21 protein-coding genes are annotated in these 25,983 nt (G+C 33.5%); 11 read left to right on the top strand and 10 right to left on the bottom strand.

Going from position 1 to position 25,983, the window contains the following annotated elements; genetic code table 11:
* Positions 1-243 precede the first annotated feature (243 nt).
* Positions 244-3,030 (top strand): excinuclease ABC subunit UvrA, encoded by a 2,787-nt coding sequence (gene uvrA, locus FLAK523_RS08525; protein ID WP_248908078.1) that lies wholly within the window; start codon positions 244-246, stop codon positions 3,028-3,030.
* Between the two features lie 126 nt (positions 3,031-3,156).
* Here uvrA and FLAK523_RS08520 read toward each other — a convergent pair whose 3' ends face one another.
* From FLAK523_RS08520 to FLAK523_RS08500, 5 genes are all read right to left on the bottom strand, one after another.
* Complete coding sequence (locus tag FLAK523_RS08520) at positions 3,157-3,453, bottom strand: hypothetical protein (RefSeq protein WP_248902585.1); 297 nt, start codon at positions 3,451-3,453, stop codon at positions 3,157-3,159.
* Positions 3,454-3,600: 147 nt separating this feature from the next.
* A complete protein-coding gene (locus tag FLAK523_RS08515) occupies positions 3,601-5,061 on the bottom strand; it encodes a lipopolysaccharide biosynthesis protein (protein ID WP_248902583.1) in 1,461 nt (486 codons plus the stop codon).
* A gap of 7 nt (positions 5,062-5,068) precedes the next feature.
* The gene (locus tag FLAK523_RS08510; RefSeq protein ID WP_248902581.1) at positions 5,069-6,361 is read right to left on the bottom strand and encodes a glycosyltransferase family 4 protein; all 1,293 of its coding nucleotides are present in this window, start codon (positions 6,359-6,361) and stop codon (positions 5,069-5,071) included.
* A gap of 231 nt (positions 6,362-6,592) precedes the next feature.
* The gene (locus FLAK523_RS08505) at positions 6,593-9,010 is read right to left on the bottom strand and encodes a YfhO family protein (protein ID WP_248902579.1); all 2,418 of its coding nucleotides are present in this window, start codon (positions 9,008-9,010) and stop codon (positions 6,593-6,595) included.
* A 46-nt stretch (positions 9,011-9,056) separates the two neighbouring features.
* Positions 9,057-9,341: a DUF4834 family protein gene (locus FLAK523_RS08500; RefSeq protein ID WP_248902577.1), complete on the bottom strand. Its 285-nt coding sequence runs from the start codon at positions 9,339-9,341 to the stop codon at positions 9,057-9,059.
* A gap of 138 nt (positions 9,342-9,479) precedes the next feature.
* On the opposite strand from FLAK523_RS08500, the gene FLAK523_RS08495 reads away from it, so the two are divergent.
* Together FLAK523_RS08495 and FLAK523_RS08490 are read left to right on the top strand one after the other, a co-directional pair.
* Positions 9,480-10,415: a transporter gene (locus FLAK523_RS08495; protein WP_248902575.1), complete on the top strand. Its 936-nt coding sequence runs from the start codon at positions 9,480-9,482 to the stop codon at positions 10,413-10,415.
* Positions 10,416-10,436: 21 nt separating this feature from the next.
* Positions 10,437-11,555, top strand: a complete 1,119-nt coding sequence (locus FLAK523_RS08490) for a GTP cyclohydrolase (protein ID WP_248902573.1) — start codon at positions 10,437-10,439, stop codon at positions 11,553-11,555.
* Positions 11,556-11,739: 184 nt separating this feature from the next.
* Here FLAK523_RS08490 and FLAK523_RS08485 read toward each other — a convergent pair whose 3' ends face one another.
* On the bottom strand, positions 11,740-13,002 hold the full coding sequence (locus FLAK523_RS08485; RefSeq protein ID WP_248908076.1) for an aminotransferase class I/II-fold pyridoxal phosphate-dependent enzyme: 1,263 nt from the start codon (positions 13,000-13,002) through the stop codon (positions 11,740-11,742).
* A 227-nt stretch (positions 13,003-13,229) separates the two neighbouring features.
* On the opposite strand from FLAK523_RS08485, the gene FLAK523_RS08480 reads away from it, so the two are divergent.
* The 5 genes from FLAK523_RS08480 to FLAK523_RS08460 all read left to right on the top strand — a co-directional run bounded on the left by FLAK523_RS08480 (position 13,230) and on the right by FLAK523_RS08460 (position 18,717).
* Positions 13,230-14,033: an NYN domain-containing protein gene (locus tag FLAK523_RS08480; protein ID WP_248902571.1), complete on the top strand. Its 804-nt coding sequence runs from the start codon at positions 13,230-13,232 to the stop codon at positions 14,031-14,033.
* A gap of 671 nt (positions 14,034-14,704) precedes the next feature.
* Positions 14,705-15,274, top strand: a complete 570-nt coding sequence (locus tag FLAK523_RS08475) for a non-canonical purine NTP diphosphatase (RefSeq protein ID WP_248902569.1) — start codon at positions 14,705-14,707, stop codon at positions 15,272-15,274.
* A 210-nt stretch (positions 15,275-15,484) separates the two neighbouring features.
* On the top strand, positions 15,485-17,416 hold the full coding sequence (locus FLAK523_RS08470) for a DEAD/DEAH box helicase (RefSeq protein ID WP_248902567.1): 1,932 nt from the start codon (positions 15,485-15,487) through the stop codon (positions 17,414-17,416).
* 87 nt (positions 17,417-17,503) lie between these two features.
* Positions 17,504-18,271: a carboxypeptidase-like regulatory domain-containing protein gene (locus FLAK523_RS08465; protein ID WP_248902565.1), complete on the top strand. Its 768-nt coding sequence runs from the start codon at positions 17,504-17,506 to the stop codon at positions 18,269-18,271.
* Between the two features lie 104 nt (positions 18,272-18,375).
* Positions 18,376-18,717, top strand: a complete 342-nt coding sequence (locus FLAK523_RS08460; protein ID WP_248902563.1) for a DHCW motif cupin fold protein — start codon at positions 18,376-18,378, stop codon at positions 18,715-18,717.
* Positions 18,718-18,987: 270 nt separating this feature from the next.
* Here the strand turns inward: FLAK523_RS08460 and FLAK523_RS08455 are convergent, their stop codons facing one another.
* The gene (locus FLAK523_RS08455) at positions 18,988-20,451 is read right to left on the bottom strand and encodes an aminoacyl-histidine dipeptidase (RefSeq protein ID WP_248902561.1); all 1,464 of its coding nucleotides are present in this window, start codon (positions 20,449-20,451) and stop codon (positions 18,988-18,990) included.
* A 113-nt stretch (positions 20,452-20,564) separates the two neighbouring features.
* On the opposite strand from FLAK523_RS08455, the gene FLAK523_RS08450 reads away from it, so the two are divergent.
* Positions 20,565-21,626, top strand: a complete 1,062-nt coding sequence (locus FLAK523_RS08450; RefSeq protein WP_248902559.1) for a DUF3810 domain-containing protein — start codon at positions 20,565-20,567, stop codon at positions 21,624-21,626.
* 170 nt (positions 21,627-21,796) lie between these two features.
* On the opposite strand, the gene FLAK523_RS08445 is transcribed toward FLAK523_RS08450, so the two are convergent.
* Positions 21,797-22,270, bottom strand: coding sequence for a hypothetical protein (locus FLAK523_RS08445; protein WP_248902557.1), 474 nt, complete (start codon positions 22,268-22,270; stop codon positions 21,797-21,799).
* 56 nt (positions 22,271-22,326) lie between these two features.
* Complete coding sequence (locus FLAK523_RS08440) at positions 22,327-23,631, bottom strand: NAD(P)/FAD-dependent oxidoreductase (protein ID WP_248902555.1); 1,305 nt, start codon at positions 23,629-23,631, stop codon at positions 22,327-22,329.
* 294 nt (positions 23,632-23,925) lie between these two features.
* Here FLAK523_RS08440 and FLAK523_RS08435 point away from each other — a divergent pair, with 294 nt between their 5' ends.
* Both FLAK523_RS08435 and FLAK523_RS08430 read left to right on the top strand, forming a co-directional pair.
* A complete protein-coding gene (locus tag FLAK523_RS08435; RefSeq protein ID WP_248902554.1) occupies positions 23,926-24,420 on the top strand; it encodes an RNA polymerase sigma factor in 495 nt (164 codons plus the stop codon).
* Between the two features lie 5 nt (positions 24,421-24,425).
* Positions 24,426-25,061, top strand: coding sequence for a hypothetical protein (locus FLAK523_RS08430; protein WP_248902551.1), 636 nt, complete (start codon positions 24,426-24,428; stop codon positions 25,059-25,061).
* A gap of 37 nt (positions 25,062-25,098) precedes the next feature.
* Here the strand turns inward: FLAK523_RS08430 and FLAK523_RS08425 are convergent, their stop codons facing one another.
* A complete protein-coding gene (locus FLAK523_RS08425) occupies positions 25,099-25,908 on the bottom strand; it encodes a 1-acyl-sn-glycerol-3-phosphate acyltransferase (RefSeq protein ID WP_248902550.1) in 810 nt (269 codons plus the stop codon).
* Positions 25,909-25,983 lie beyond the last annotated feature (75 nt).

The following is a 25,983-nucleotide window of genomic DNA, read 5'->3' as shown; positions in this document are numbered from 1 at the left end:
TCTAAAAAGTAGTTTTATACTATAGGCTATAATAATTTTGGGTTCAATTAATAACCAAATTTAACAATTATTTATTTAAATAACCCAATAATATTAAGAATAATTAACATTTCACTCTGAATATTGTTAACTAGACTACTGATCCCTCGCTATATTTTGCCTCCTAACAATAAAAATTTGTAATTATATCATTAGCAAATAACACTCAAAAATTGATTACTTTTGTGGAAATCCATTGTTTTTATGCCCATTGACTTTTCCAAATTAGACCCAAAGAAAAATATTATTATAAAAGGTGCACAAGTACATAATTTAAAAAATGTAGATGTTGCAATTCCTCGAAACAAATTAGTTGTCATCACTGGTTTATCTGGGTCAGGAAAATCCAGCCTGGCCTTTGACACTTTGTACGCCGAAGGACAAAGACGCTATGTAGAAAGCTTATCCTCTTATGCAAGACAATTTCTTGGCCGTTTGGACAAACCAAAAGTAGAATACATTAAGGGTATTGCTCCTGCAATTGCTATTGAGCAAAAAGTAAACACAACTAATGCGCGATCTACAGTAGGAACTTCAACTGAAATCTACGACTATATAAAACTATTGTTTGCCAGAGTAGGTAGAACATTTTCGCCTATTTCAGGAAGAGAAGTCAAAAAAAACACGGTCACGGATGTAATTAATGATGTAAAAAGCTTTGAAGCCGACAGTAAATGGCTACTCCTGGCTCCTATTCACCTCGAAGAAGGAAGACCTTTAGAGGATAAACTTAAAGCACTCTTACAACAGGGTTTTGCTCGTATTCTAGTGGATAGCCAGATGATTCGTCTGGATGAAATTGACCAGCACTCATTAGACAATAAAGATATTTTACTAATCATTGACCGTATTGTAGTTAAAGAGGAAGAAGAATTCTACAATCGTCTTGCTGATGCGGTACAAACTGCATTTTATGAAGGAAAAGGAATCTGCTATTTACAAGAACTGAAATCCGATAAAAAACATTCTTATTCCAATAATTTTGAACAGGACGGAATTACTTTTCTAGAGCCTAATGTTCATTTATTCAGTTTCAATAATCCTTATGGAGCCTGCCCTGTTTGTGAAGGATACGGAAACATAATAGGTGTTGACTCAGAATTAGTTGTTCCAAATACCAGTTTATCAGTCTTTGAAAACGCCATTTTCCCTTGGCGTGGTGAAAGTATGAGTTGGTTCAGAGACGAATTAGTAAATAACGCCTACAAATTTGATTTCCCAATCCACAAACCATTCTTTCAGTTAACCGAGGAACAAAAAGAACTGGTATGGAAAGGAAACAGTTATTTTCAGGGATTGAATGACTTTTTCAAGGAATTGGAAGAGAAAAATTATAAAATTCAAAACAGGGTAATGCTTTCCCGTTACAGAGGAAAAACCAAATGTGATTCCTGTAAAGGAAAACGTTTAAGAATCGAGGCTTCCTATGTAAAGATCAATTCCAAAACAGTTTCTGATTTAGTTGACTTACCAATAAAACATTTAGTTTCTTTTTTTAAAGAAATTGAACTTGACGAATATGAAAAGCAAATAGCAAAACGATTATTGACAGAAATCAACAATAGACTAAGCTTCTTGACCGAAGTTGGATTGGATTATCTGACATTAAATAGAAATTCAGCAACATTGTCTGGAGGAGAATCACAGCGAATTAATCTAGCCACTTCTTTAGGAAGTAGTTTAGTGGGGTCGATGTATATTCTTGATGAGCCTAGTATTGGTTTACACCCAAAAGACACTGAAAGACTTATAAAAGTATTGCTGTCACTCCGTGACCTTGGCAACACGGTTATTGTGGTTGAACATGATGAAGACATTATGAAAGCTGCTGATATGATTATTGATATAGGACCCGAAGCGGGGACTTTTGGAGGAGAATTAGTGGCTCAAGGGACTTTTGAAGAAATATTAAAATCAACTTCGTTGACCGCTAAATACCTCAACGGTGACTTAGAAATTAAGGTTCCTAAAAAACGAAAAACTTTTAAAAACTTTATAGAAATAAAAGGAGCAAGAGAAAACAATCTTCAAAATATTGATGTAGTATTCCCATTAGATGTACTAACGGTAATTACAGGGGTTTCCGGTAGCGGAAAAAGCACACTGGTTAAAAAGATTCTGTTTCCAGCCATGCAAAAGAAACTGGACAACGCAGGAGAAAAAGCAGGTCAATTTAGCGATATTACAGGTTCGTTTTCACATATTAAGCATATTGAGTACGTAGATCAAAATCCTATCGGTAGAAGCTCCCGTTCTAACCCGGTGACATATATAAAGGCTTATGATGATATTAGGGATTTATTTGCCAAAGAAAAACTATCTAAAATAAGAGGCTATTTGCCCAAACATTTTTCTTTTAATGTAGATGGTGGTCGTTGTGAAACTTGTAAAGGAGAAGGCTCGATTAATGTTGAAATGGTCTTTATGGCCGATGTTCAATTGCCCTGTGAAACTTGTAACGGAAAAAGATTTAAAAAAGAAGTTCTTGAAGTAACATTTGAAGGAAAGAACATCCATGATATTCTTACATTGACTATCGATGATGCCGTATCTTTCTTTTCTTCGAACAATCAAAATAAAATTACTCAAAAACTACAACCGCTACAAGATGTAGGATTAGGTTATGTACAACTAGGGCAATCCTCTTCTACTCTTTCAGGTGGTGAGGCTCAACGTATAAAACTAGCTTCATTTCTTGTAAAAGGGGCCACAAAAGAAAAAGCGCTTTTTGTGTTTGACGAACCTACAACAGGATTGCATTTTCATGACATCAAGAAACTACTGGCTTCTTTTGATGCCTTAATAGAAAAAGGCCATTCAATAATTGTAATTGAACACAATCTCGATTTAATAAAATGTGCCGACTGGATAATCGACTTGGGGCCTGAAGGAGGAGAAAATGGCGGAAAACTATTAGCAGTAGGAACACCCGAAGATATCGTAAAACAGAAAGCCTCTATAACAGGAAAGTACTTAAAAGACAAACTATAAGAAATTTAGCTTTGCTGTACTAGATACAAGTAAAAAAAAAAGCCGCAGGTAACTGAATTTTTATAAACTCAGTTACCTGCGGCTAGCAAATGTTTTAATAAATAGCTAAACCAAAGCCAATATAAATTAATTATAACATTTGTCTTCAAAAGTATTTCCGTCTTCATCGATACCAACTAATATTTTTTTCTCTTTAGAGGAAACAAAACTAGTGTACATCCATGGTATAGACCATAAACCTAAAGTAAAGCAGGATATTAAAAAATTGATGTTGTGATTAACTTTCACCCCTTTCTTAGATAAAACAGCAAAAGGTAATTTTTCATTCTTTTCTATTATCACAAAACCATTATTGATTTTACTGTTTAGAATATTTGTGAATTTTTGTAAATTTTCGGTATTTCTAATCTGATGCATTTTCATAATAAACATTTAAACGACTGCGTCTTTATATGTGATCCTCATATATAAAAACTACAATCAAATTTAAAAGTTCTTTTCCACTTTCACAATACCCACTTTTAGTGATTAACATATTCAATTTTTCAGATGCCTTTTAACTCTAAAAAATTACCTTATTTTTTTCAATAAAGTATCTACAACTTGATTTATTTCGACAGAAATAACAAACTTATAATTGACATAAAGATAGATCAGGCCTACAATTGCAGACTTAATTCCAATTGCAATGATGGGATAAAAAGGAAACTCCCAAAAGTAAAAAGCAAGGAACAATAAAATAGTAATCAGTAATGAATATATTGTTTGTTTTGTAAAAGGATACAAGTGCATGCGTTTTACAACAAATAATAATTTAGCCAGACTGTATAATGTAATGGAAAGCAAAGTTGCAACAGCTGCTCCTGTTATACCAAATCTTGGAATAAAAAACATGTTTAAACTTACCGTTAAAAAAACAAGAAAAAGTCCTAAAAACAAGACCATCCTATAATATTTAGAATTGAATATTATAGCATTATTATTCCCTAAAACCAAATCGAAATATTTAGAAATACCAATCATAAATACAATTGTAACACCACCTCCATATTCTTCTGGAACTAATACATACAGTTGATTAATGTTTACCAAAATACACAACAATACAAAACCACCCACTACCTGAAGATTTATCGATGTCTTTTTATATAAATCATTTAACTCAACATATTTATTCTCATGCATTAACTTAGCAGTAATAGGATACGTTATTTGATGCATTGCGCGACTAGGAACCGCAATTACGGATGCGATATAGGTTGCTACAGAGTAATAGGCAATATTTTCAATTTTGATATATTGATTCAACATTATCTTATCTAAATCTAATAGTAATGTTGCTACACTTCCAGATAAAATAATAAAAAAAGTATAAACTAAGATGTCCTTAGTGTTCTCAGGAATAGCAAATTGAAATTTAGGTTTCTTTAGATAAAAAGCATAAAACATAGTAACTATAAAAGCTAAAAAATAGAGCCCAGCCGTAACATAAACGAACTCAATAATTGTTATCAAATCGTAATACACTCCAATCAACGCAAATAATGAGAACAATCGTAATCCAACCTCTTTTATAAAATTCCCAAATACAGAATGCATATGCACTCGTGCCCATGCATAAAATATTTCAAAATACCCCATACATAAACCAATGAATGGAATCAACCAGATGTAATCCTTAACAATAGGATTCACCTTAGACAAATAAGTCGTAATATCATTATAGAAAAATAATCCTAACAAACCCACAGGAATACAAAGAAGCAATGGGAATAAAACAGTAAAGGAAAGAAAACGCGACCGTTCTTCTTCGGTATTGTATTGAGAATAATACTTCACTAATGTGTTTTGCATACCAAAAGCTAAAATTGGCATAATGATATTAGCCGCAGAAAGCACGTAATTTGTTAATGCATAAAAAGTTGCCCCCAAGAATATTGGATACAAATAAAGCGTGTTTATTGCTCCGATACCAAAACCAAAATAAGTAATTATGGTATTCTTTAAGGACTGATTTAATACTATTCCCATTATAGAATTATGAGTTATATGTTATAAGTTTTGATAGTTGCTCGGTCAGGTTTTTTCTAGAATACTTTTGCAATCCAATGGCATTAGACTTCAACTTACCTTCTGAAAATTGTTTGTAATAGTCTAAAATAGTTTCTTTTAGCTTTTCTTTTTCAGAATAATCAAAAAACACACCCGTATTCGTTTGCATTATAATATCCGCGAAATCCGAATCTTTAGGACCTATTGCAATAATTGGTCTTTCAGAAACCATATATTCGAATAATTTACCCGGAATAATGCTTTTAGTGTCTTCAGAATCAATTTCGATAAGCAACAAAACCTGAGATTTTTTTTGATGAGCTATTGCTTCCGAATGGGAAACATAACCTAGATTATTCAGAAAAGAATTTAACCCAAATCCTGCTATTGTTTCTAATACTTCTTGGCTTACCGCACCAATTAATTTAATTTCCAAATGACTTTTAAAATCCGGATTTTCATTAATTAGTTCCACTAAACTCTCCCACAAGATTTTAGGATTTCTCTCCGATAGAAACGAACCAATGTGCGCCAAACTGAATTTGGAATCCAACGTTTGCTTTTCAACATTTTCCACATCATAGCCGTTAGTGATTACAGCAATAGGCTTGCTTGTAATGGCTTGGAATTCGGTTTTTGTTGTTTTACTAGTGACAATAATGGTATCGGCAGCGTTTAAAACTTGATGTTCTAATTTTTTATGCTTCTTGGCAGCATAATTAGACAAACGCAATGATTTATGATAGCCTATAGTCGTCCAAGGATCCCTAAAATCAGCAAACCATTTCACATTCGTTTTTTGTTTTAATTGCAACCCTATAAGATGCAAACTATGTGGTGGCCCTGAGGTAACTATAGTGTCAATATTATTTTCCTTAATGTATTTCTCCAAGTATGAAACAGAAGGCTTCACCCAAAAAACCCGTGCATCTGGAATAAAAAGATTGCCTCGAATCCAAAGAAAGGTTTTGTCTAAGAAAGATTGTTTCCTTTGGTTTGGGATAATACCAGAACTGATTTTTTTTGTTTTGTTTTTCGAAAAAAACGAAGCCAACTGATACGGTTCGAATATATTTCGTTTCAAAATAATCGCCTTGTCCGAAACTTCCCTAACCAAATTTTCATCCACAATGGGATACGTTGGGTTCTCCGGAATATAAACAATGGGTTGCACCCCAAAATCCGGTAAATATTTAACGAATTTTAACCAACGCTGCACTCCTGGACCTCCTGCGGGTGGCCAATAATAGGTTATTATTAAAAGTTTCTTTGATTCCAATTTAGGCTTGCTCTTTAATTGATTTTAAATCTATAAAGAACAGTTTTCCGTTTTTATACAAGCCCCTAGATATATAAAACAATAGAGGAAAAAAAGGTATAATTAAAATGAAATTAAAATCTTTAGAACTAACAAAATACAAATACAACTGTACCCCTAGAAAAAATCCTAGCATAAAAAACCAAAAAAATATTTTTTGAAATGACTCTAGACTAAATATTTGTTTCATAACTATTGTTTTTTTCTTTCGAAATAAATTCCGCCTATTAATAAAAGTAACATCCCTATAGAGCTCACAAGTGCAATTGTACTTCCAGTTTTTACTACTTGAGGTTCAAACTTGAATTCAATAGTATGTTCTCCTTCTGGTACAACTAGAGCTCTTAATACATAATCAACAGGAAAATGATCTGTTTTTTCACCATCTATATAAGCATTCCAGCCATTTTCATAATAGATTTCAGAAAAAACGGCCAATCCCTCATTTTTAGTTTTTGCAGTGTATTTTAAATAATTAGGCTTGTAAATATCTAAATTGATTGTTCCTGACGCATCTAAATTTCTTTTTAAACGAACATTCTTAAATTTAGATTCGTATAAATGAATATTGAAAACAGCCGCCCTTTTAGTATCTAGATTATCCAGCGTTTTCATTTCGTTATTGACTTTGTTAACCAATTTAATATCAGTAACAAACCAGGCATTTCCATTCGCTTTAGGATTCAATGTTGGAAATTCTTTACCTTCTTTATCAGTTTGAATAATATATTTTACATTCAACATATTCAAAATTTCCATATTGTTTTTAGAAATCTGATAATCGAATAATTGCTGTATTCTTCTTGGTTTTACCGCACTATAACCACCTATTGAATGATGAAAATAAGACGTTCTTGCACTTGAAAAGTTTCCGCTTACTTCAAAAACACGGTAATGTGAAGTGTCTTTTAGAATCTCAGTGTCAGCAGGTTTTTCTTGAAATGGAACTTCAACTTCTCTTCCGCTAACAAAATCCTTTGAGGATACATATTTTTTATCTACGAAAAACAAATCAGAAACCATTAAAAATCCTACCAGAATGATGGCTGTATTTTGCGCTATTTTATTATTTATAAACAACCATAAAACACCTGCAGCAACAAAAATAAAGAATCCAGAACGCAATAAATCAGCGCTATACAAGCTCATTCTATCAACTTTCAATGCGTCTACAAAACCTGGGCCGTAGTTTTCAATATAGTAGCCATCACTACCTCCAGAGAAACTAAACATTCCTTTACAGAAAAACAAAATTAAAATAAGTCCCAGTCCTACAGCTCCTGATTGCCACAAAGCTTTCCATCTATGTTCCTTTTCCAATTTAAAAAAGGATTGCAATCCCATAATAGCAAGAACAGGAAAACACAGTTCTAAAATTACCTGAATGGAGGAAACCGCCCTAAACTTATTGTATAACGGAATATAATCGATAAAAAAGTCGGTTAATAGCGGGAAATTTTTTCCCCAAGATAATAGCAAAGCTACAGTAGCTCCAGAAAGAAATACATATTTAATCTTTCTTTCATCAATAAATAAAGCCAAAATTGCCAAAAAGAAAACCACCGCTCCTATATAAGCAGGTGCAGCCACAATAGGCTGATCTCCCCAATAAGTAGGCATTCCTGATACAAAATCCTTTGCCTGACCTTCCGGTACGCCTTGACCTATCATAAACTCATACATCTGACTGTCAGTTCCCAATGCTTCATTATTAGAACCCCCAAAAATTCTAGGCGCAATCAAATTGAAACTTTCGGCAACTCCATAACTGTATTCCGTGATATAATCTCGAGATAACGCGTTGTCTCCAACAGTCTTTGAACCATCAGGATTATAACTTAATTCGTTTTTTCCACGGGTACTAAAATCCGTATATTCGGCTGTGGCCAATAAATTAGTAGCATTCGAACCAATAGCAAAAATCCCGGCAACTGCAAAAACACCAAAAGTGTTTAAGAGTGATTTATATTCTTTGTTTTTTATTTCCAAATAAATAAAATAACCTGCCAATATCAATAAAAAGATAAGAAGGTAGTAAGTCATTTGAAAGTGATTAGCATTAATTTCTAATGCCGATGCAAATAGAGTCAATAATCCTCCCAGTATGTATCTTTTTTGAAAAACAAGAATAACACCTGCAATAACAAGAGGCATATAAGCAATAGCGTGTGCCTTTGCATTATGTCCTACACCAAGTATAATTATCAAATAAGTGGAAAACCCAAAGGCTAATGCTCCAAAAAAAGCTTTCAATGGATCTATTTTCAATACCAATAATAAACCATAAAAACCTAAGAAGTATAAAAATAAATAATCAGCAGGGCGTGGTAAAAAACGCAAAGCATCATCAAGCATCCCAATATAATCGTGCGGGTATTTTGCCCCTAATTGATAAGTAGGCATTCCTCCAAAAGCACTATTTGTCCAGTAGGGCTCTGTATGATCCGAAGCTCTGAAATCGTTTTGTTCCTTTGCCATACCGGTGTATTGGGCAATATCGGATTGAAAAATTTGCTTTCCTTGTAAAACAGGATAAAAATAAATTAGAGAAATGAGTACAAAACCAAAAATGGCAAGGGCGTGCGGATAAAACTTATTTATTATTTTCAATTTCTGAGGTTTTTGTTAGGGTAAAGGAAAGCTATTCGAGACAAATTTAGTCTATTTCTTCATAATCTACGTAATCCCCTACTTTTTTGGTTTCGCGAGGATTTTTGGAATTGGCAGTATTATAAATAATCTCGTCATTATTCACTGATTTCTTCCATGAAGTATCTTGTGTATGCTGTTGTTGCTGTTGCTGAAAATTCGTGCTTGCTTTTTCCACTACTTTCTTTACTATTAAAGGCAGGAACAATTTAGCCAGAAACCTGAAAATATAATAGAATGATATAATATAAAAAAGTGTTTTCATAAAACCCGAAAAAGAGGCAGTTTGCATAATCAAATATTTTTATGCAAAATTAACAAATCCAAGCCGAAACTTCGAGGCAAAATTAAAATATCATTCTTAAATAAATGATAAATTATAGTACATTTGAAAAGCTTTATTATTTTTAAACTCAAAAAGGAAAGAAATATGTTCAAAATAAAAATTTCGCTTATAATTGCAATATTAATGATTCCAAGTCTTCATTATGGACAACATACTGATCAAATCAATTCGAATAGACCAGGCGAAACCATGTCTGCATTTTCTGTTGGAAAATCCGTATTCCAGGTAGAAACGGGAATTTACGGCATCAAGGAAAAACACAGTTTATTAAATTATGAAACAAATGGTTTTGGGGTTGACATGACCCTAAGATGGGGATTGTTTATGGAAAAACTGGAATTAATAGCCGACTTACAATATCAAAATCAAGTTTATACATCCAACTTAAGTTCACTTAACAGAGCCGATTTTAAACAAACCGTTTTAGGAGCAAAGTACCTTATATATGACCCTTTCAAAAATTACGAGAAAAAAGTAAATATCTACAGTTGGAAAGCCAATCAAAAATTCAATTGGCATCAATTAATACCTGCAGTTTCTGTATTTGCAGGAGCAAACTTTTCTTTTTCTGACAATCCGTTTCATTTTTCTAAAGAAGCAAGCATCTCCCCAAAAGTGATGTTGATTACCCAAAACCATTTGGGTGACGGAAGATGGGTTTTTGTAACTAATATTATTGCTGATTATATCTCGACTGAATTCCCAAGCTATGGTTACGTTCTTACTATGACAAGAGGATTTAACAATAAATGGTCTGGATTTGTTGAAAACCAAGGATTCAAAAGTGATTTTTACAGTGATGCCATTATTCGTGGTGGAGCAGCGTATCTAATTAACAAAGACATGCAAATTGATGCTTCCATAAGCACAAGTTTAAAAGACACTCCTTCAATCCTTTATGGAGGTGTTGGATTCTCATGGCGATATGATGCTAATTACAAAGAAGTCAGAACTAGCATTGATACCGGAGATTCTGACAAGAAAGCGAAGAGAAGAGCGAAGAAAACTAAAAAAGGATAGCAATTACAAGTAAAAAACACAATGATTACAATTAAAGAAGCAAAAACGAAAAGTGAATTAACCGAATATATAAAATTCCCTTTTTCACTATATAAAAACAACGAATTCTGGGTACCACCCATTATTGCCGATGAACTGGAATCTTTTGATAAAACAAAAAATCCTGCATTCGAAAATGCCGAAGCTTACTTTTACATCGCCTATAAAGGGAATGAAATCGCAGGTAGAATTGCGGCAATTATCAACTGGAGCGAGGTAAACGACCAACAGAAAAAGAAAGTGCGTTTTGGATGGTTTGATGTCATAGACGACATTGAAGTTACTCAGGCTTTACTTGAAAAAGTGTATGAATTGGGTAAAAAAAACAATCTGGAACATGTTGAAGGACCAATGGGTTTTTCAAATTTAGACAAAGTAGGCGTGCTAACTGAAGGTTTTGACCAATTAGGAACGATGATTACCTGGTACAATCACCCTTATTACGCTACACATTTTGAGAAATTAGGCTATGTTCCTGAAAAAGAATACCTAGAAAACAAATTTCCATTCGAAAATGTAAAATTAGAATTCTTTGACAAAGCACAGGAATTAATCAAAAGAAGATACCAACTTAAGTCTTTAAACTTTAAAAAGACTAAGGATGTTATGCCTTATGTAGACAAAATGTTTGATTTATTTAATGCTTCTTACGCTAGTTTATCTTCATTTGTAGCTATTTCTGATTCTCAAAAAGAATATTTCAAGAAAAAATACATCAGCTTTATCAATCCAGAATACATCAAGTTCGTAGAAGACAAGGATGGAAGGCTGGTAGCGTTTGCCATTGTTATGCCTAGTTTTTCAAAAGCTTTACAAAAAGCCAAAGGAAAACTTTTCCCTTTTGGTTTTTATCATTTATTAAATGCGAGAAAGAACAGTAAAGAAGTGACTTTCTACTTAATTGGGGTTCATCCAGAATACCAAAACAAGGGAGTGCACGCTATACTTTTCAAAGAAATGCACACTACTTTTACCGAAAAAGGAATTGATACCTGCATTAGAACTCCGGAACTAGCTGATAATACTGCTATTCATTTATTATGGAAAAATTTTGACCCAAAAATATATTGCCGTAGAAAAACATTTCGCAAGGAACTTTAAAGAGAGTGTTCAGTGTTCAGTGTTCAGTTTTTTAAAAAAATCAGTTGCAGAGCAATACAAACAAACACGCCAGAATTCAGAAAACGGTCAGATTTAATTTAAACAAAAAATCCATCAGTCGCGGCTGATGGATTTTTTTTATATTTCTAACGATCACTTTAAACTGACCATTGACATCTTAATATTATGCGTCTAAATCTACAGTAGTTCTAGCTGCTATTTCTTTATAAGTACCGTTTTCTAATTTTTCACGTATCGCTTCAAAAGCAACAAGAGTTTCATCAATATCCGATAAAGTATGAGAAGTTGTTGGGATCATTCTCAACAAGATAATTCCTTTTGGAATCACTGGATAGATAACAATCGATAAGAAAATACTATAATTTTCTCTTAAATCATTAACCATAACCATTGCTTCTGGCACACTTCCTTCAAGATAAACAGGAGTTACACATGTATTTGTGTCTCCAATATTGAAATTTCTTGATCTTAAACCGCTTTGTAAAGCATTAACGTTCTCCCACAACTTGTCTTTCAATTCTGGGTGATTACGCAACAATTCCAAACGTTTCAACGAACCGATTGTCTGAATCATTGGTAATGCTTTTGCAAACATTTGAGAGCGCAAATTGTATTTTAAATAATCAATAATATCTTTATCCGCAGCTACGAAAGCACCAATGTTAGCCATTGATTTAGCAAAAGTAGAAAAGTAAACATCAATATCATCTTGAACCCCTTGCTCCTCACCTGCTCCAGCACCTGTTTTTCCAAGTGTTCCAAAACCATGTGCATCATCTACAAGTAAACGGAAATTGTATTTTTGCTTCATTGCAACAATCTCTTTCAACTTCCCTTGTTGTCCTCGCATTCCAAAAACACCTTCGGTAATAAACAAGATACCTCCACCTGTTTCAGTAGCTAATTTAGTAGCACGTTGCAGGTTTTTTTCCATACTCTCGATGTCATTATGACGGTATGTAAAACGTTTTCCCATATGCAAACGAACACCATCAATAATACAAGCATGTGCATCAACATCATAAACAATAACATCGTTTTTAGTTACTAAAGCATCTATAATAGATACCATTCCTTGGTAACCAAAATTCAATAAATAAGCAGATTCTTTCATTACAAAAGCAGCCAATTCTTCCTCTAATTGTTCGTGATATTTAGTGTGACCACTCATCATACGAGCACCCATTGGGTAAGCTGCACCATATTGAATTGCAGCATCTGTATCTGCTTGACGCACTTCTGGATGATTTGCAAGTCCTAAGTAGTCATTCAAACTCCAGTTCAAAATGTCTTTCCCTTCAAACTGCATTCTTGGTCCTAATTCACCTTCTAATTTTGGAAAAACAAAATAACCTTCAGCTTGTGAAGCCCATTTTCCTAAAGGACCTTTATTGTTTTGAATTCTTTCGAATAAATCTTTTACCATAATATATTGAAGTAATATTTTAATTTTAAGAAGTTGCAAAAATAATTATTTAAAGTTTATTATAGTCTTTTAAATAAAATTATTTTTAAAAAGCTATTTCCTGCTGTCCGCTATATCTCTTGTGCCGAACCCCGGCACAAGAGGATGACACTCCCATCAGGGCTAAAAACACATATTTATAGGATAAACTTCGTACCTTTGAATAATATTTCAATGAAAAACTTTATATGTCACAAGATACTAAAGAATTAAAACTAGCTGTACTTATAGATGCTGACAACGTCCCTTATAGTAATGTAAAAGGAATGATGGAAGAAATCACTAAGTACGGAACTCCTACTACCAAACGTATTTACGCCGACTGGACTCGTCCAAATGCTGGAGGTTGGAAAAGTGTTTTATTAGAACACGCCATCACCCCTATTCAACAATACAGCTATACATCTGGAAAGAATTCTTCTGATTCTGCCTTAATTATAGATGCAATGGACCTATTGTACTCCGGTAAACTGGACGGATTTTGTATTGTTTCAAGCGATAGTGATTTTACACGTTTAGCCATACGACTTAGAGAATCTGGTATGAAAGTGATTGGAATTGGAGAACAAAAAACCCCAAAACCGTTTATCAGCGCTTGTGATAGATTCGTATTCATTGAAGTTCTGGATGGAGCAATCAGTAAAAAAGCTCCAAAAAGAAACACTGGAACTGAATCCAAAAAAACAGTTGAAAAAAGTACTTCAAGAACAACGGAAAAAACAACTCAAAAACCGCTTAACAAAATTGACGAGCCTACAATTGATCTAATAGAAGACTCTATCGACGATATTGCTGATGATAGCGGCTGGGCTTTCCTTGGAGACGTAGGAAACCTGATAGTTAAGAAAAAACCAGAGTTTGACCCAAGAAATTATGGCTTCCATAAACTTACTCCTATGTTAAAATCACTTACTGACATTCTCGAAATTGACGAAAGAGATTCAGAAAAGAAAGGGATTAAGCATGTTTATGTAAGATTGAAGTATTCATAACAACTACCCGAAATTAAAAATAGAATTATATACATACAAAAAAGGAGGGCTTTTGAAGCCCTCCAGTTATAAGTTCTGATTTACCAATATTGACTTATACCGTTACTGATATAGCCGATTATGAATTTTCATATCTCATTGTAAGATAGACATATTCAAGTAATTAATCAAAACCATACTCAAAGATACAAATAATAACACGTTAAATAACTAATTACCAACTATTTAACTGTTATTTAACTTGCTTAATATCATTTGTTTAAAAGTGCCTTCTAGAATTCTGAGCGACATTAATCCTAATTGGAAATTAATAAAAGTTAAACACAAAAAAAGGAGGGCTATTGAAGCCCTCCAGTTGTAAGTTCTGATTTACCATTATCAACTTATACTCTAACTTGTATAGCTGATTATTGAATTGTCATATCTCATGTGAAGAATGCCAAAAACAAGTAATTAATCAAAACCATACTCAAAGATAAGACTAAACCCGTTCTACATAACTGTTTTTCAGTTATTTAACCTGTTTTTAACTAGTTCTACTCCCTCAATTATCAAATTCACATTATTTCTGTAAAAAAATCAATTTTACATATTAGACAAGGCCAACCTACAGGAGGCATCCCGAATTTTAAAAATTGTATCTTTGAAAATTCAATCTCAAATCTATAAAGATGCAACTTGTATTCGCTTCCAACAATAAAAATAAAATCAAGGAAATTCAGCAATTACTACCTGAAACCATTCAAATATTAAGTCTTGAAGAAATAGGCTGTCATGAAGAAATTCCAGAAACTGCTGACACCATTGAAGGTAACGCAATACTAAAAGCAAATTATGTAACAACCAACTATGGTTACGATTGTTTTGCTGACGATACTGGCTTAGAGGTAGAGGCACTAAATGGAGCTCCAGGGGTAGATTCGGCGCATTATGCCGGAGAACAAAGAAGTTCCGAAGACAATATGAATAAGCTCTTACAAGCATTATCAAGCAAAACTAATAAAAATGCACAATTCAAAACTGTCATTGCTTTAAACCTAAACAATACACAAACACTTTTTACAGGAATTGCCAAAGGCCAAATAACATCAGAAAAAACTGGAAATCAGGGTTTTGGGTATGATCCTATTTTTAAACTAGAGGGCCATTCTAAGACTTTTGCCGAGTTAAGTATGGAAGAAAAATCAATTATAAGTCATCGAGGAAAGGCAACTAAACAATTAATAAACTTCTTAAAATAAAAACAAAAACATAAAAAACAAATGTTTTTATTTGATTTTTGCTTTTTTCAAGTCGTGATTTACTAGCAAAATGAAATTAAAAACAATGAAAAAGCAAAATTAAAACCATAACTTTCTGATTATCAAATATTAATAAACGATTAAAACTTAACATAGTATTAGTTTATATGGATTATTAACAGTAATTTTGCACCCTATTTAAAAATACATATGAATAAATTTGAACAATTAGGATTGAGTGAATCGTTACTGAAGGCGATTTTAGATCTAGGATTTGAAAGTCCGACTGAAGTACAGGAGAAAGCGATTCCCCTATTATTGGAAAAAGACACAGATATGGTTGCGTTGGCTCAGACAGGGACAGGGAAAACGGCAGCATTTGGTTTTCCAGTTATCCAAAAAATTGATGCCAACAACAGAAACACACAAGCATTAATTTTATCTCCAACACGCGAACTTTGTTTACAGATTACCAACGAAATTAAAAACTACTCTAAATACGAAAAAGGTATTAATGTGGTAGCAGTTTACGGTGGAGCTAGTATTACTGAGCAAGCAAGAGACATAAAAAGAGGAGCACAAATTATTGTGGCTACTCCAGGTAGAATGCAAGACATGATTAATAGAGGATTGGTTAACATTTCTCAAATTAACTATTGTATTCTTGATGAGGCTGACGAAATGTTGAATATGGGATTCTACGAAGATATCGTAAACATCCTTTCAACTACACCAGACGAAAAAAACACATGGTTATTCTCGGCTACAATGCCTGCAGAAGTAGCTAGAATTGGTAAACAATTCATGACTGACCCTATTGAAATTACTGTAGGAGCTAAAAATTCAGGTTCTGCAACGGTTTCTCACGAATTTTACTTAGTAAATGCTCGTGACCGTTACGAAGCTTTGAAACGTTTAGCCGATGCTAATCCAGACATTTTCTCAGTAGTTTTCTGTCGTACTAAAAGAGACACACAAGCTGTTGCTGAAAAATTAATTGAAGATGGATACAGCGCTGCTGCATTGCACGGAGATTTATCTCAAGCGCAACGTGATGGTGTTATGAAATCTTTTAGAGGAAGACAAATCCAAATGCTTGTAGCTACTGATGTTGCTGCACGTGGAATTGACGTTGACAATATTACTCACGTAGTAAATTACCAACTACCTGACGAAATCGAAACGTACAATCACCGTTCAGGTCGTACAGGTCGTGCTGGAAAATTAGGTACGTCTATTGTAATTGTAACTAAAAGTGAATTGCGTAAGATTTCTTCAATCGAAAGAATCATCAAACAAAAATTCGAAGAAAAAACAATCCCATCTGGAATTGAAATCTGCGAAATTCAATTATTACACTTAGCTAACAAGATAAAAGATACTGAAGTTGATCACGAAATTGACAACTATCTTCCAGCTATCAACAATGTTCTTGAAGGTCTTTCAAAAGAAGAATTGATTAAGAAAATGGTATCGGTAGAATTCAACCGTTTCATTGCTTACTACAAGAAAAATAGAGATATCTCTAACCAATCGAACTCTGAAAGACGTGATCGTGATGATAGAGATGGTGCTCCAAGAGAAAACAATAACAGCGGCGCAACAAGATATTTCGTGAACATTGGTTCTAGAGATAACTTTGACTGGATGTCATTGAAAGACTACTTGAAAGAAACATTAGACCTAGGTCGTGATGATGTTTTCAAAGTAGATGTAAAAGAAGGTTTCTCTTTCTTTAACACGGATCCAGAACACACGGATAAAGTAATGGAAGTATTGAACAACGTACAATTAGAAGGACGTAGAATCAATGTTGAAATTTCTAAAAATGACGGTGGCGGAAGACGTGACCATAACGGAAGAAGTTCTGGTGGTGGTTTTGGTGGCGGAAGAAGTTCTGCTCCAAGACGTGAAGGAAGTTTTGCTCCAAGAAGAGAAGGTTCTGGCGGTTTTAGAAGCGACAGAGGTTCTGCTCCAAGAGAAGGTGGTTTTGGCGGAAGAAGTGATTCTAGAAGCTCAGCACCAAGAAGAGAAGGTAGCGGTGGTTTCGGCCCTAGAACTGAAGGTTCATCTGATAGAGAGCCAAGACGTTCTGAAAGCTTTGGAGATGCTCCAAGACCAAGAAGACCAAGAAGAGACTAACAGCTATTGTTAATTTTCTTATAATAATATAAGAGACTACAAAATATTTAATCCTGTTTTATTACTTTTAAAGTTTTAAACCAGTTTATGAAATATTTTGTAGTCTTCTTTTTTATAATACTTTCGGCAACAGCTTTGGCACAAACCACAGAACCTTCCCTAAAAGTAGTAGGATTCATCCTCAACGACAACACTAAATTGCCTTTAGCAAGTGTCAACATCATCAACATCAACAAAGTAAGAGGTGCCCAGACGGACACTGAAGGTTACTTTGAAATAAGCGTACAAGCTAACGACACCTTACATCTTTCCCTTTTAGGATTTCAATCCCTTAGAGTAAAAGTCACAAACGACTGGATAAAAAACAAAACAACAAGGATCTATCTTACTGAAAAAGCAATTGCACTTGAAGAAGTAGTCATTCGTCCTTTTAATCTAACTGGATACCTTGAAGTAGATGCAAAAACAATTCCAACCAAGGAAAACTATCGCTATAGCATTTCTGGATTAACTCACGGTTATGAAGCTGGTGAATATTCTCCAAATGCTTTCAGCAAAGTCTTGGGATCTATTTTCAACCCTGCCGATATGCTTTACAACTTTTTTGGAAGAAGACCAAAAGAGCTCAAAAAGCTTAAAGAAATGAAAAAGGATGATACCGTACGTCACGTTTTGGAATCAAAATTTGACAGAGAAACCATAGCAATCCTTTTAGGTGTAGACAAAAACGAAATAGCTGAAATATTACAGCGATGTAACTACTCTGAATCCTTTATTAAAACAGCAAATGATTTACAAATCATGGATGCAATTAGTGGCTGCTATGAGGAGTATAAAATATTGAAAAAAAGATAACATCTTAGAAAAAAAAATGTCCCTATTTACTTCTGTATTTAGGGACATTTTTTTTAAGACACGAATATAAAACCAATTCTATAATAATTTAATCAATCCTAAAAATGTCAATCATTCCTTTCCAAGCTATCAACTGGGATATTATAGAAAAAACAACACACGAAGGTACAACGGGAATATCGCATTGGCAAACAATGCAAATAGGAGGATTACGTATTCGGAAAGTATTTTATTCAAAAGAGTACATTGCAGATCATTGGTGTCAAAAAGGGCATATCGTACACTACTGTCTGGAAGGGGGATTTATTAGCGAAATGGAGAATGGGGAACAAACTATACTTTCTAAAGGAATGACTTATGTTGTTTCCGAAAATTTAAGCTCACATCGTTCTATTTCGGGCAACGGAACCGAATTATTAATCATCGATGGTGATTTTTTAAAATAATTTTCGAAACAAACCAAAATAATATATACATTTACTCAAATCATAAAATAAAAACACAATTTAAATACTTATATCATGGCAAAAAGTCAAGACTCAAAAAAAACCGTCAAAAAAGAACCCCTTAAAACGGCTAAAGAGAAAAAAGAAGAGAAAAGAGACAAGAAAAACAGTCCTAAAAGAGACTAAAATTAGTATTCAATATTCAAATTATAGTGTTCAGTTTCGTAAGTTACTGAACACTATTTTTTTTTGAATAATGAACACTTAATACTATTTCATTGGAATATTAGCTAAAATCTCCAATACAAATTTCCAATATTTTTGTGAAGAAGAAATACTTGCTCTTTCATCTGGAGAGTGCGCACCGTGAATAGTAGGTCCAAAAGAAATCATATCCATATCAGGATAATTTGTCCCAAGAATTCCACATTCTAATCCAGCGTGACAAGCCACCACTTTTGGTTTTTCGCCATTTTGCTTTTCGTAAATAGGAACCAATACATCTAATATTTCAGATTCAGCATTTGGTGTCCATCCTGGATAAGATCCTGAAAATTCCACTTCACAACCCATTAATTCAAAAGCAGAACGCAAGGCGTTAGCCAAATCAAATTTTGAAGTCTCAACAGAAGAACGTGTTAAACACTGAACAGAAAGTTTTCCTTCACCTAAAACTACTTTAGCAATATTATTAGATGTTTCTACTAATTCATCAAAATCAGCACTCATTCTATATACCCCGTTATGAGCCGTATACATTGCTCTCACAAAATAAAACTGAGCAATCGTAGGCATAACTGTAGCTGGAGTTACATCCATCTTGTTAAAAACAACTTCTAGATTAGGCTCTGTTGTTTTAAATTCAGCTTTGATTTCGTTTACAATTTGTTGCATGTCAAAAACAAAAGCTTCATCATAAACGGCAGCGATAATAACTTTAGCTTCACTTTCTCTAGGAATGGCATTACGAAGACTTCCTCCTTTTATTTCGGAAATTTGTAAACCAAAATTATCAAAACCATCAAATAACAAACGGTTCATAATTTTATTGGCATTCCCTAGACCTTTGTGAATATCCATTCCTGAATGTCCACCTTTCAATCCTTTTACAGTAATCGTATACCCAACAGACCCTTCAGGAGTCTCCTCTTCATCGTATTCTGCAACTGCAGTTACATCAATTCCACCTGCACAACCAATGTCAATTTCATCATCTTCTTCCGTATCTAAATTCAAAAGAATCTGACCTTGAAGAATTCCGCCTTTTAAATTCAAAGCCCCTGTCATTCCAGTTTCTTCGTCAATTGTAAAAAGAGCTTCAATAGCTGGATGAGGAATATCTTTACTTTCTAAAATCGCCATAATAGTAGCTACACCCAGACCGTTGTCAGCACCAAGAGTAGTTCCTCTTGCACGAACCCAGTCCCCGTCAACATACATATCAATTCCTTGTGTATCAAAATCAAATACAGTATCTGCATTTTTTTGATGTACCATATCCAAGTGTCCTTGTAAAACAATCGCTTTACGGTTTTCCATTCCTGGAGTGGCTGGCTTACGGATAATTACATTACGAATATCATCTTCAAAAGTTTCTAAACCTAGGTTGTTTCCGAAATCTTTCATAAACTCGATTACACGCTCCTCTTTTTTAGATGGACGTGGAACTTCGTTCAAATCGGCAAATTTATTCCAAAGTACTTTGGGCTCTAAATTTCTTATTTCTTGACTCATTTATTTGTGTTTGAAGTTTATTATTTAATAGCATCAAAGTTACAAAGTTTAAATTCTTTTTCGGCACTAAATGCTATTGTAATTATATTTACATTTATAAAAAAATTATTGCCTTGAAACCAAAACACATTCTTCCAATATTCCTTGTTTTCCAAATTACTGCACTACAAATCATTGCCTTTTTTCCTGAATTTATCGAACATTACTATAGTACTGGTTTGTACCCAAAAATCGCTTTGTTTTCAAGAACTGTTTTTGGTAGAATCCCATTTTCTATAGGAGACATCATTTATTCTATAGTAATTGTAATGGTTCTAAGATGGTTTTGGAACAAGAGAAAAACCTGGAAACTGCAATGGAAAGATAATACGTTACAGGTTTTAAGCTTTTTATCGGTATTCTATTTTTTGTTTCATATTTTATGGGCGTTGAATTATTACCGTCAACCATTATTCGAAAAAATGGCGATTGAAAGAGAGTACAGTGATGCTGATTTATTGGTTTTTACCAAAAATTTAATTGCAAAAACAAACGCTATTCATAGCCAAATCACAAAAAATGACAGCCTGAAAGTCGCACTTCCCTATTCCCACAATCAGGTCTTTACAATGAATTTAAATGGGTATAAAAACCTAGCTACCGACTATTCTTTTTTTACTTACGAAAAACTAAGCGCAAAAAAATCGATTATTAGTTTACCCTTGACTTATATGGGTTTTGGAGGTTATTTGAATCCGTTTACCAATGAAGCACAAGTGAACTATATGATGCCTATGTACAACTCACCAACCACCAGTTGCCACGAAATGGCGCATCAAATGGGATTTGCAAGTGAGAGCGAATGCAACTTTATAGGCTTTTTAGCATCAGTAAAAAACGATAATCCGTATTTTCAGTATTCGGGATATAGTTTTGCTTTGCATTATTGTTTAGGAAATTGGCGAGCACGAGATGAAAAAGTTTTCCAACAATTACTGGAAACAGTTCATCCCGGAATTCTAAAAAACTATCAGGAAAGTGAGGATTTCTGGAAACAATACCAATCCCCTATCGAAACCGGTTTTCATTTAATCTACGATAATTTCTTAAAAATCAATCAACAAAAAGATGGTATGGAGAGTTACAGTAAGTTTGTGAATTTGATGGTGAACTACTATAAAGAAAAAGAGTTCTAAACTATAAATTTAGCTCCATTTAAAATCACATTACTTATAACCGGGTGACTTTGATTATAAATTCAAGCGCAAAACCATGATTGAATTCATTAGAGCATCTATGATACAAATCACTTATACTGCCATCTATATAAACAGATATTGCCGCATCTTTTTTTTAATTATTATAATTACCACAACCAATTTGAATCAACAATTGAATCACTGTTTTCATTCACTTTATCTAAAAACAAGTTGAAATTATTGTTCGACAATGAATCATTTGTTATAATCTTATAAACTATTTGCTCATTTAAATCATTGATAATTATTTTCCAAACTTTACATTTATTTATACTCAGTAAAGTTTTACTAACTTCTATAATATCAGAAATGGAATGTTCTATTACTGGTTGGTTAGTTTTAATTAAGTATAACTTTTTTTCATCAAAATAAAAGTCTGAATTATTTATAAAATATTTTTCTAACCCAAACATGAAAATTCCACTTGATATTTTTCTCAATTTCCATAATTCTAAATTTGTTCTTTTTTTAAAATCAATTTCTTTTTGATGATTATAATTTTTAAAATAGAAAAATATTCTTTTAAAGTTTAAAACTAAAAGAATAATTATTAGCAAAATAAAGATATGTTCTATTTCCATGTTGTCATTTTTGATTTAAGCTATACTCCAGCCCATAATTATTTTATATCTCATCTTTATATCTCATCGCTGGTAAAAGCGGTAAAACTTTTCTTTTTGTATGGTCTGATGATTAACCTTCCTTCACGGTCGAATCGGATGTAGTTGTACACCCAATTCAGGAAAACCACGGCTTTGTTTTTGAATCCAATCAATGAAAACAAATGCACGAACATCCAGACAAACCAAGCAAAAACACCACTGAAATGATAATGGGGTAAATCAACCACCGCTTTGTTACGTCCTATGGTCGCCATAGATCCTTTGTCATTGTATTCAAAAGGTTTCATTTCCTTTTTCTGGATTAATTTCACAATGTTACTCCCCAATAATTTTCCTTGCTGTATCGCAGGTTGTGCCATCATAGGGTGTCCCTGAGGATATTCTTCGGATTCCATTGAGGCAATATCACCTACTGCGAATATATTATCATAACCTTTTACCTGATTGAATTCATTTACCCTGATGCGTTCTACTCTTTCAACTAGAGATTCCGCATCTAAACCTGCCACTAGAGCTCCTTGTACTCCAGCGGTCCAAATTACGGTTGCGGTTTCAAAACTCAAATCGGAATTTGTGGTTATGGTTCGTCCGTCATAATTAGTTACCCTTACATTTTTCCAGATTTTCACACCGAGGCTAAGTAGAAATTTTTCGGCCGCCAAAGACGATTTCTCACTCATCGTATTTAGTATTCTGTCCCCACTTTGAATCAGATTGATTTCCATTTTGGCAATATCAAGATCGGGGTAATCTTTTTGAAGGATGGCTTTTTTCATTTCGGCCAAAGCGCCCGCAAGCTCTACACCTGTGGGACCAGCACCTACAAGAACAAAATTGATTAGGCTATCTTTCTCGGCTGTATCCGTTGTGAGTACAGCCTGTTCAAAATTTTCGAGAATCAGACTTCGTATATTGAGGGATTGGGGTATGGTTTTCATAGCCATACTGAAGCGTTTTATATCCTTGTTCCCAAAATAATTTGTTTTGGACCCTGTGGCAATAACAAGATAATCATAACTCAATTCACCTATTTCGGCAATGACTTTTTGATTTTTGGTATCTATTTCCTGAACAGAAGTAAGTCTAAAATAAAAATCATCGTGTTCCTGAATCACTTTCCTAATAGGGTAAGCAATAGAACCCGCTTCGAGGCCGCCTGTTGCCACCTGATACAATAAAGGTTGAAAAGTATGGTAATTGTGTTTGTCTAAAAGAACAACCTGCGCTTTTTGGTTTCTTAGTTCTTTAGCTATAGCGATTCCTGCAAAACCTCCTCCTATAATTACGATTCTGGGTAAAGTTGAAATTGGGATATTCATATGTGTGATGATTGTGATCAAAGTTGTAAAATATAAATATACTAAAGTTTAACTCATTTTATGGTTGTAAAGAATACAAAGGAAGTGTGGAAGTACAAAAGAGTGTATTGGAAACAGGTTTTGGAAAACTAAATTTAATAAATAGCCCCGATGGAAATGAAAATCCCACTCGCCGCGGCGAGTGGATTGAAATGTACAGCGGGACTAGACGTTTTTATATATCTAAAAAGTTATGCTCCTAAATAAAAAAAAAGTAAACTGTAACAAAAACGACTTATGTTACACTAATGAATTATGAGTGAAAATCTAGAACATTCTTTTGTAAAGCAATTGCAGGAAAATCAGAATATAATCCACAAAATTTGTAGATTATATACTTCTTGCGATGACTCACATAAGGATTTGTTTCAGGAAATTACGATTCAGTTATGGAAGGCTTTTCCAAAATTTAGAGGCGATAGCAAATTTTCCACTTGGGCTTATCGTGTAGCATTGAATACAGCCATTACTTTATATAGAAAAAACAAACGGTCAGTGGCTACTGTAGAGTTTGAAGCAAGGCAACATTTCACAAAAGAAATTGATTATAATTATGAAGAGGAGGAGCAGATAAAGCTGATGTACAAAGCAGTACACCAATTAAATGACATTGAGAAAGCATTAATTTTCATGTATCTAGAAGATAAAGATTACCATGAAATATCAGAAACTTTAGGTATAAGCGAAGTAAATGCGAGAGTAAAAATGAACCGAATTAAAGGGAAACTAAAAAAAATATTAAATCCTTAAGGAATATGAAAGAGCTGGATTTATTAAAAAAAGACTGGAAAAAGAATGAGAATTCTTTTGAGCAGGTAAGCGAAACGGAGATCTACAAAATGATCCATAAAAAGTCGTCTTCTATCGTGAAGTGGATTTTGATTATTAGTATTTTAGAGGTGTTATTATGGACATCGATTAGTATATTTTTCAATACTGACGACTATTTTAAAAAAATGCATCAGGATGAATTAATTCCTCTTTTAAAAGGATTAACCTATTTTAATTATGGAGTTATATTAATTTTTATCTATTTATTTTATAGAAATTATATCCAAATAACGACAACCGTTTCTACAAAACAGTTGATGAAAGACATACTAAAAACCCGAAAAACGGTACAATGTTATGTTTGGTACAACCTTGGAATGATTTTGATTAGTTTAATTATTGGATTTGTAATCGCATTTACTTTAACTCCTGAAACAGCTGTTTTAAGAGACAAAATTGTTCATAATGATAAAGTAATGGCAATTACTATAGGTATATTATTATTATTAGTCACACTTGCATTTGTTGGGGCATTCTGGTTGTTTTACAGATTGCTTTACGGAATCCTGCTCCGCAGGCTGTATGCCAATTATAAAGAATTAAAGAAAATAGATTTATAAAAAAAAGAGTTCGCCACGGCGAACTCTTTTTTTTATCTTAATACTCCCATTTACGGAGTTTGTTTAATTTTTCCTGTTCTTCAATGTCCTCTACTGGAATCACTTTTAAAAAGGAAGCGTGTTGCTCAATTGCAAACTCCACCTTTTCTACTATTTCATCAATAGTATCGTTGTCATAATCAATTTCCAAAGGCTCCTTGATGATAAAAGACTGAAGAATACCTTTCTTCTTCATACGGAGGCCTTTTTTGTCGAAGGAACGTCTAAATCCATCAATCACAATAGGCACCACTATAGGACGGTGTTCTTTTATGATATGGGCAGTTCCTTTTCTAACTGGCTTAAAAGACTTTGTTGTTCCTTGAGGAAACGTAATAACCCAACCGTCTTTAAGAGCTATTTTTATATTCTCGGTGTCATTAGGATTCACATCTTTTTTATCCGCTACATCAACACCTTTAGCTCGCCATGTGCGTTCTACTGATATTGCTCCTGCATAAGCCATAATACGAGGCAACAAACCTGCTTTCATCGTTTCTTTGGCTGCAACGTAATAAATGTTCATCTTAGGATTCCATAAGTACAATACGTTTTTTATGTTGTTTTCCCTACCTTTCAAACTGGCGTTGAAAACATGAAACATAGCCACCACATCAGCAAAATAAGTCTGGTGATTTGATATAAAAAGCACGTTAGTCTCTGGTAAATTTCTAATAATTTCCGATCCTTCAATCTGTAATTCATTGAATCCTCTATAACGTCTATGAGTAGCCGCTCCGAAAATCCGAATTAACAATCTCTTTAAAAAGAGTATATGACCAAATGGATTTCTTTTAAATAATCCCATAAATATGAGTATAAGTGTTTGTAAAATTGGTGTGCAAACTTACGAAATTTATTTTTTAGCACTTAAAAACGCTAA

This window comes from Flavobacterium sp. K5-23 (assembly GCF_023278045.1).
Classification (GTDB): Bacteria; Bacteroidota; Bacteroidia; order Flavobacteriales; family Flavobacteriaceae; genus Flavobacterium.
The sequence above is the reverse complement of the archived record's forward strand: the minus strand, read 5'-3'. Positions and strand labels throughout refer to the sequence as shown.

Excerpts from the sequence above, each read along its gene's own strand:
- FLAK523_RS08465 (WP_248902565.1), top strand. The coding sequence starts at position 17,504 with ATGAAATATTTTGTAGTCTTCTTTTTTATAATACTTTCGGCAACAGCT.
- FLAK523_RS08475 (WP_248902569.1), top strand. The coding sequence starts at position 14,705 with ATGCAACTTGTATTCGCTTCCAACAATAAAAATAAAATCAAGGAAATT.
- FLAK523_RS08495 (WP_248902575.1), top strand. The coding sequence starts at position 9,480 with ATGTTCAAAATAAAAATTTCGCTTATAATTGCAATATTAATGATTCCA.
- FLAK523_RS08445 (WP_248902557.1), bottom strand. The coding sequence starts at position 22,270 with ATGGAAATAGAACATATCTTTATTTTGCTAATAATTATTCTTTTAGTT.
- FLAK523_RS08430 (WP_248902551.1), top strand. The coding sequence starts at position 24,426 with ATGAAAGAGCTGGATTTATTAAAAAAAGACTGGAAAAAGAATGAGAAT.
- FLAK523_RS08480 (WP_248902571.1), top strand. The coding sequence starts at position 13,230 with ATGTCACAAGATACTAAAGAATTAAAACTAGCTGTACTTATAGATGCT.
- uvrA (WP_248908078.1), top strand. The coding sequence starts at position 244 with ATGCCCATTGACTTTTCCAAATTAGACCCAAAGAAAAATATTATTATA.
- FLAK523_RS08485 (WP_248908076.1), bottom strand. The coding sequence starts at position 13,002 with ATGGTAAAAGATTTATTCGAAAGAATTCAAAACAATAAAGGTCCTTTA.
- FLAK523_RS08515 (WP_248902583.1), bottom strand. The coding sequence starts at position 5,061 with ATGGGAATAGTATTAAATCAGTCCTTAAAGAATACCATAATTACTTAT.
- FLAK523_RS08490 (WP_248902573.1), top strand. The coding sequence starts at position 10,437 with ATGATTACAATTAAAGAAGCAAAAACGAAAAGTGAATTAACCGAATAT.
- FLAK523_RS08440 (WP_248902555.1), bottom strand. The coding sequence starts at position 23,631 with ATGAATATCCCAATTTCAACTTTACCCAGAATCGTAATTATAGGAGGA.
- FLAK523_RS08520 (WP_248902585.1), bottom strand. The coding sequence starts at position 3,453 with ATGAAAATGCATCAGATTAGAAATACCGAAAATTTACAAAAATTCACA.
- FLAK523_RS08470 (WP_248902567.1), top strand. The coding sequence starts at position 15,485 with ATGAATAAATTTGAACAATTAGGATTGAGTGAATCGTTACTGAAGGCG.
- FLAK523_RS08460 (WP_248902563.1), top strand. The coding sequence starts at position 18,376 with ATGTCAATCATTCCTTTCCAAGCTATCAACTGGGATATTATAGAAAAA.
- FLAK523_RS08435 (WP_248902554.1), top strand. The coding sequence starts at position 23,926 with ATGAGTGAAAATCTAGAACATTCTTTTGTAAAGCAATTGCAGGAAAAT.
- FLAK523_RS08425 (WP_248902550.1), bottom strand. The coding sequence starts at position 25,908 with ATGGGATTATTTAAAAGAAATCCATTTGGTCATATACTCTTTTTAAAG.
- FLAK523_RS08455 (WP_248902561.1), bottom strand. The coding sequence starts at position 20,451 with ATGAGTCAAGAAATAAGAAATTTAGAGCCCAAAGTACTTTGGAATAAA.
- FLAK523_RS08500 (WP_248902577.1), bottom strand. The coding sequence starts at position 9,341 with ATGCAAACTGCCTCTTTTTCGGGTTTTATGAAAACACTTTTTTATATT.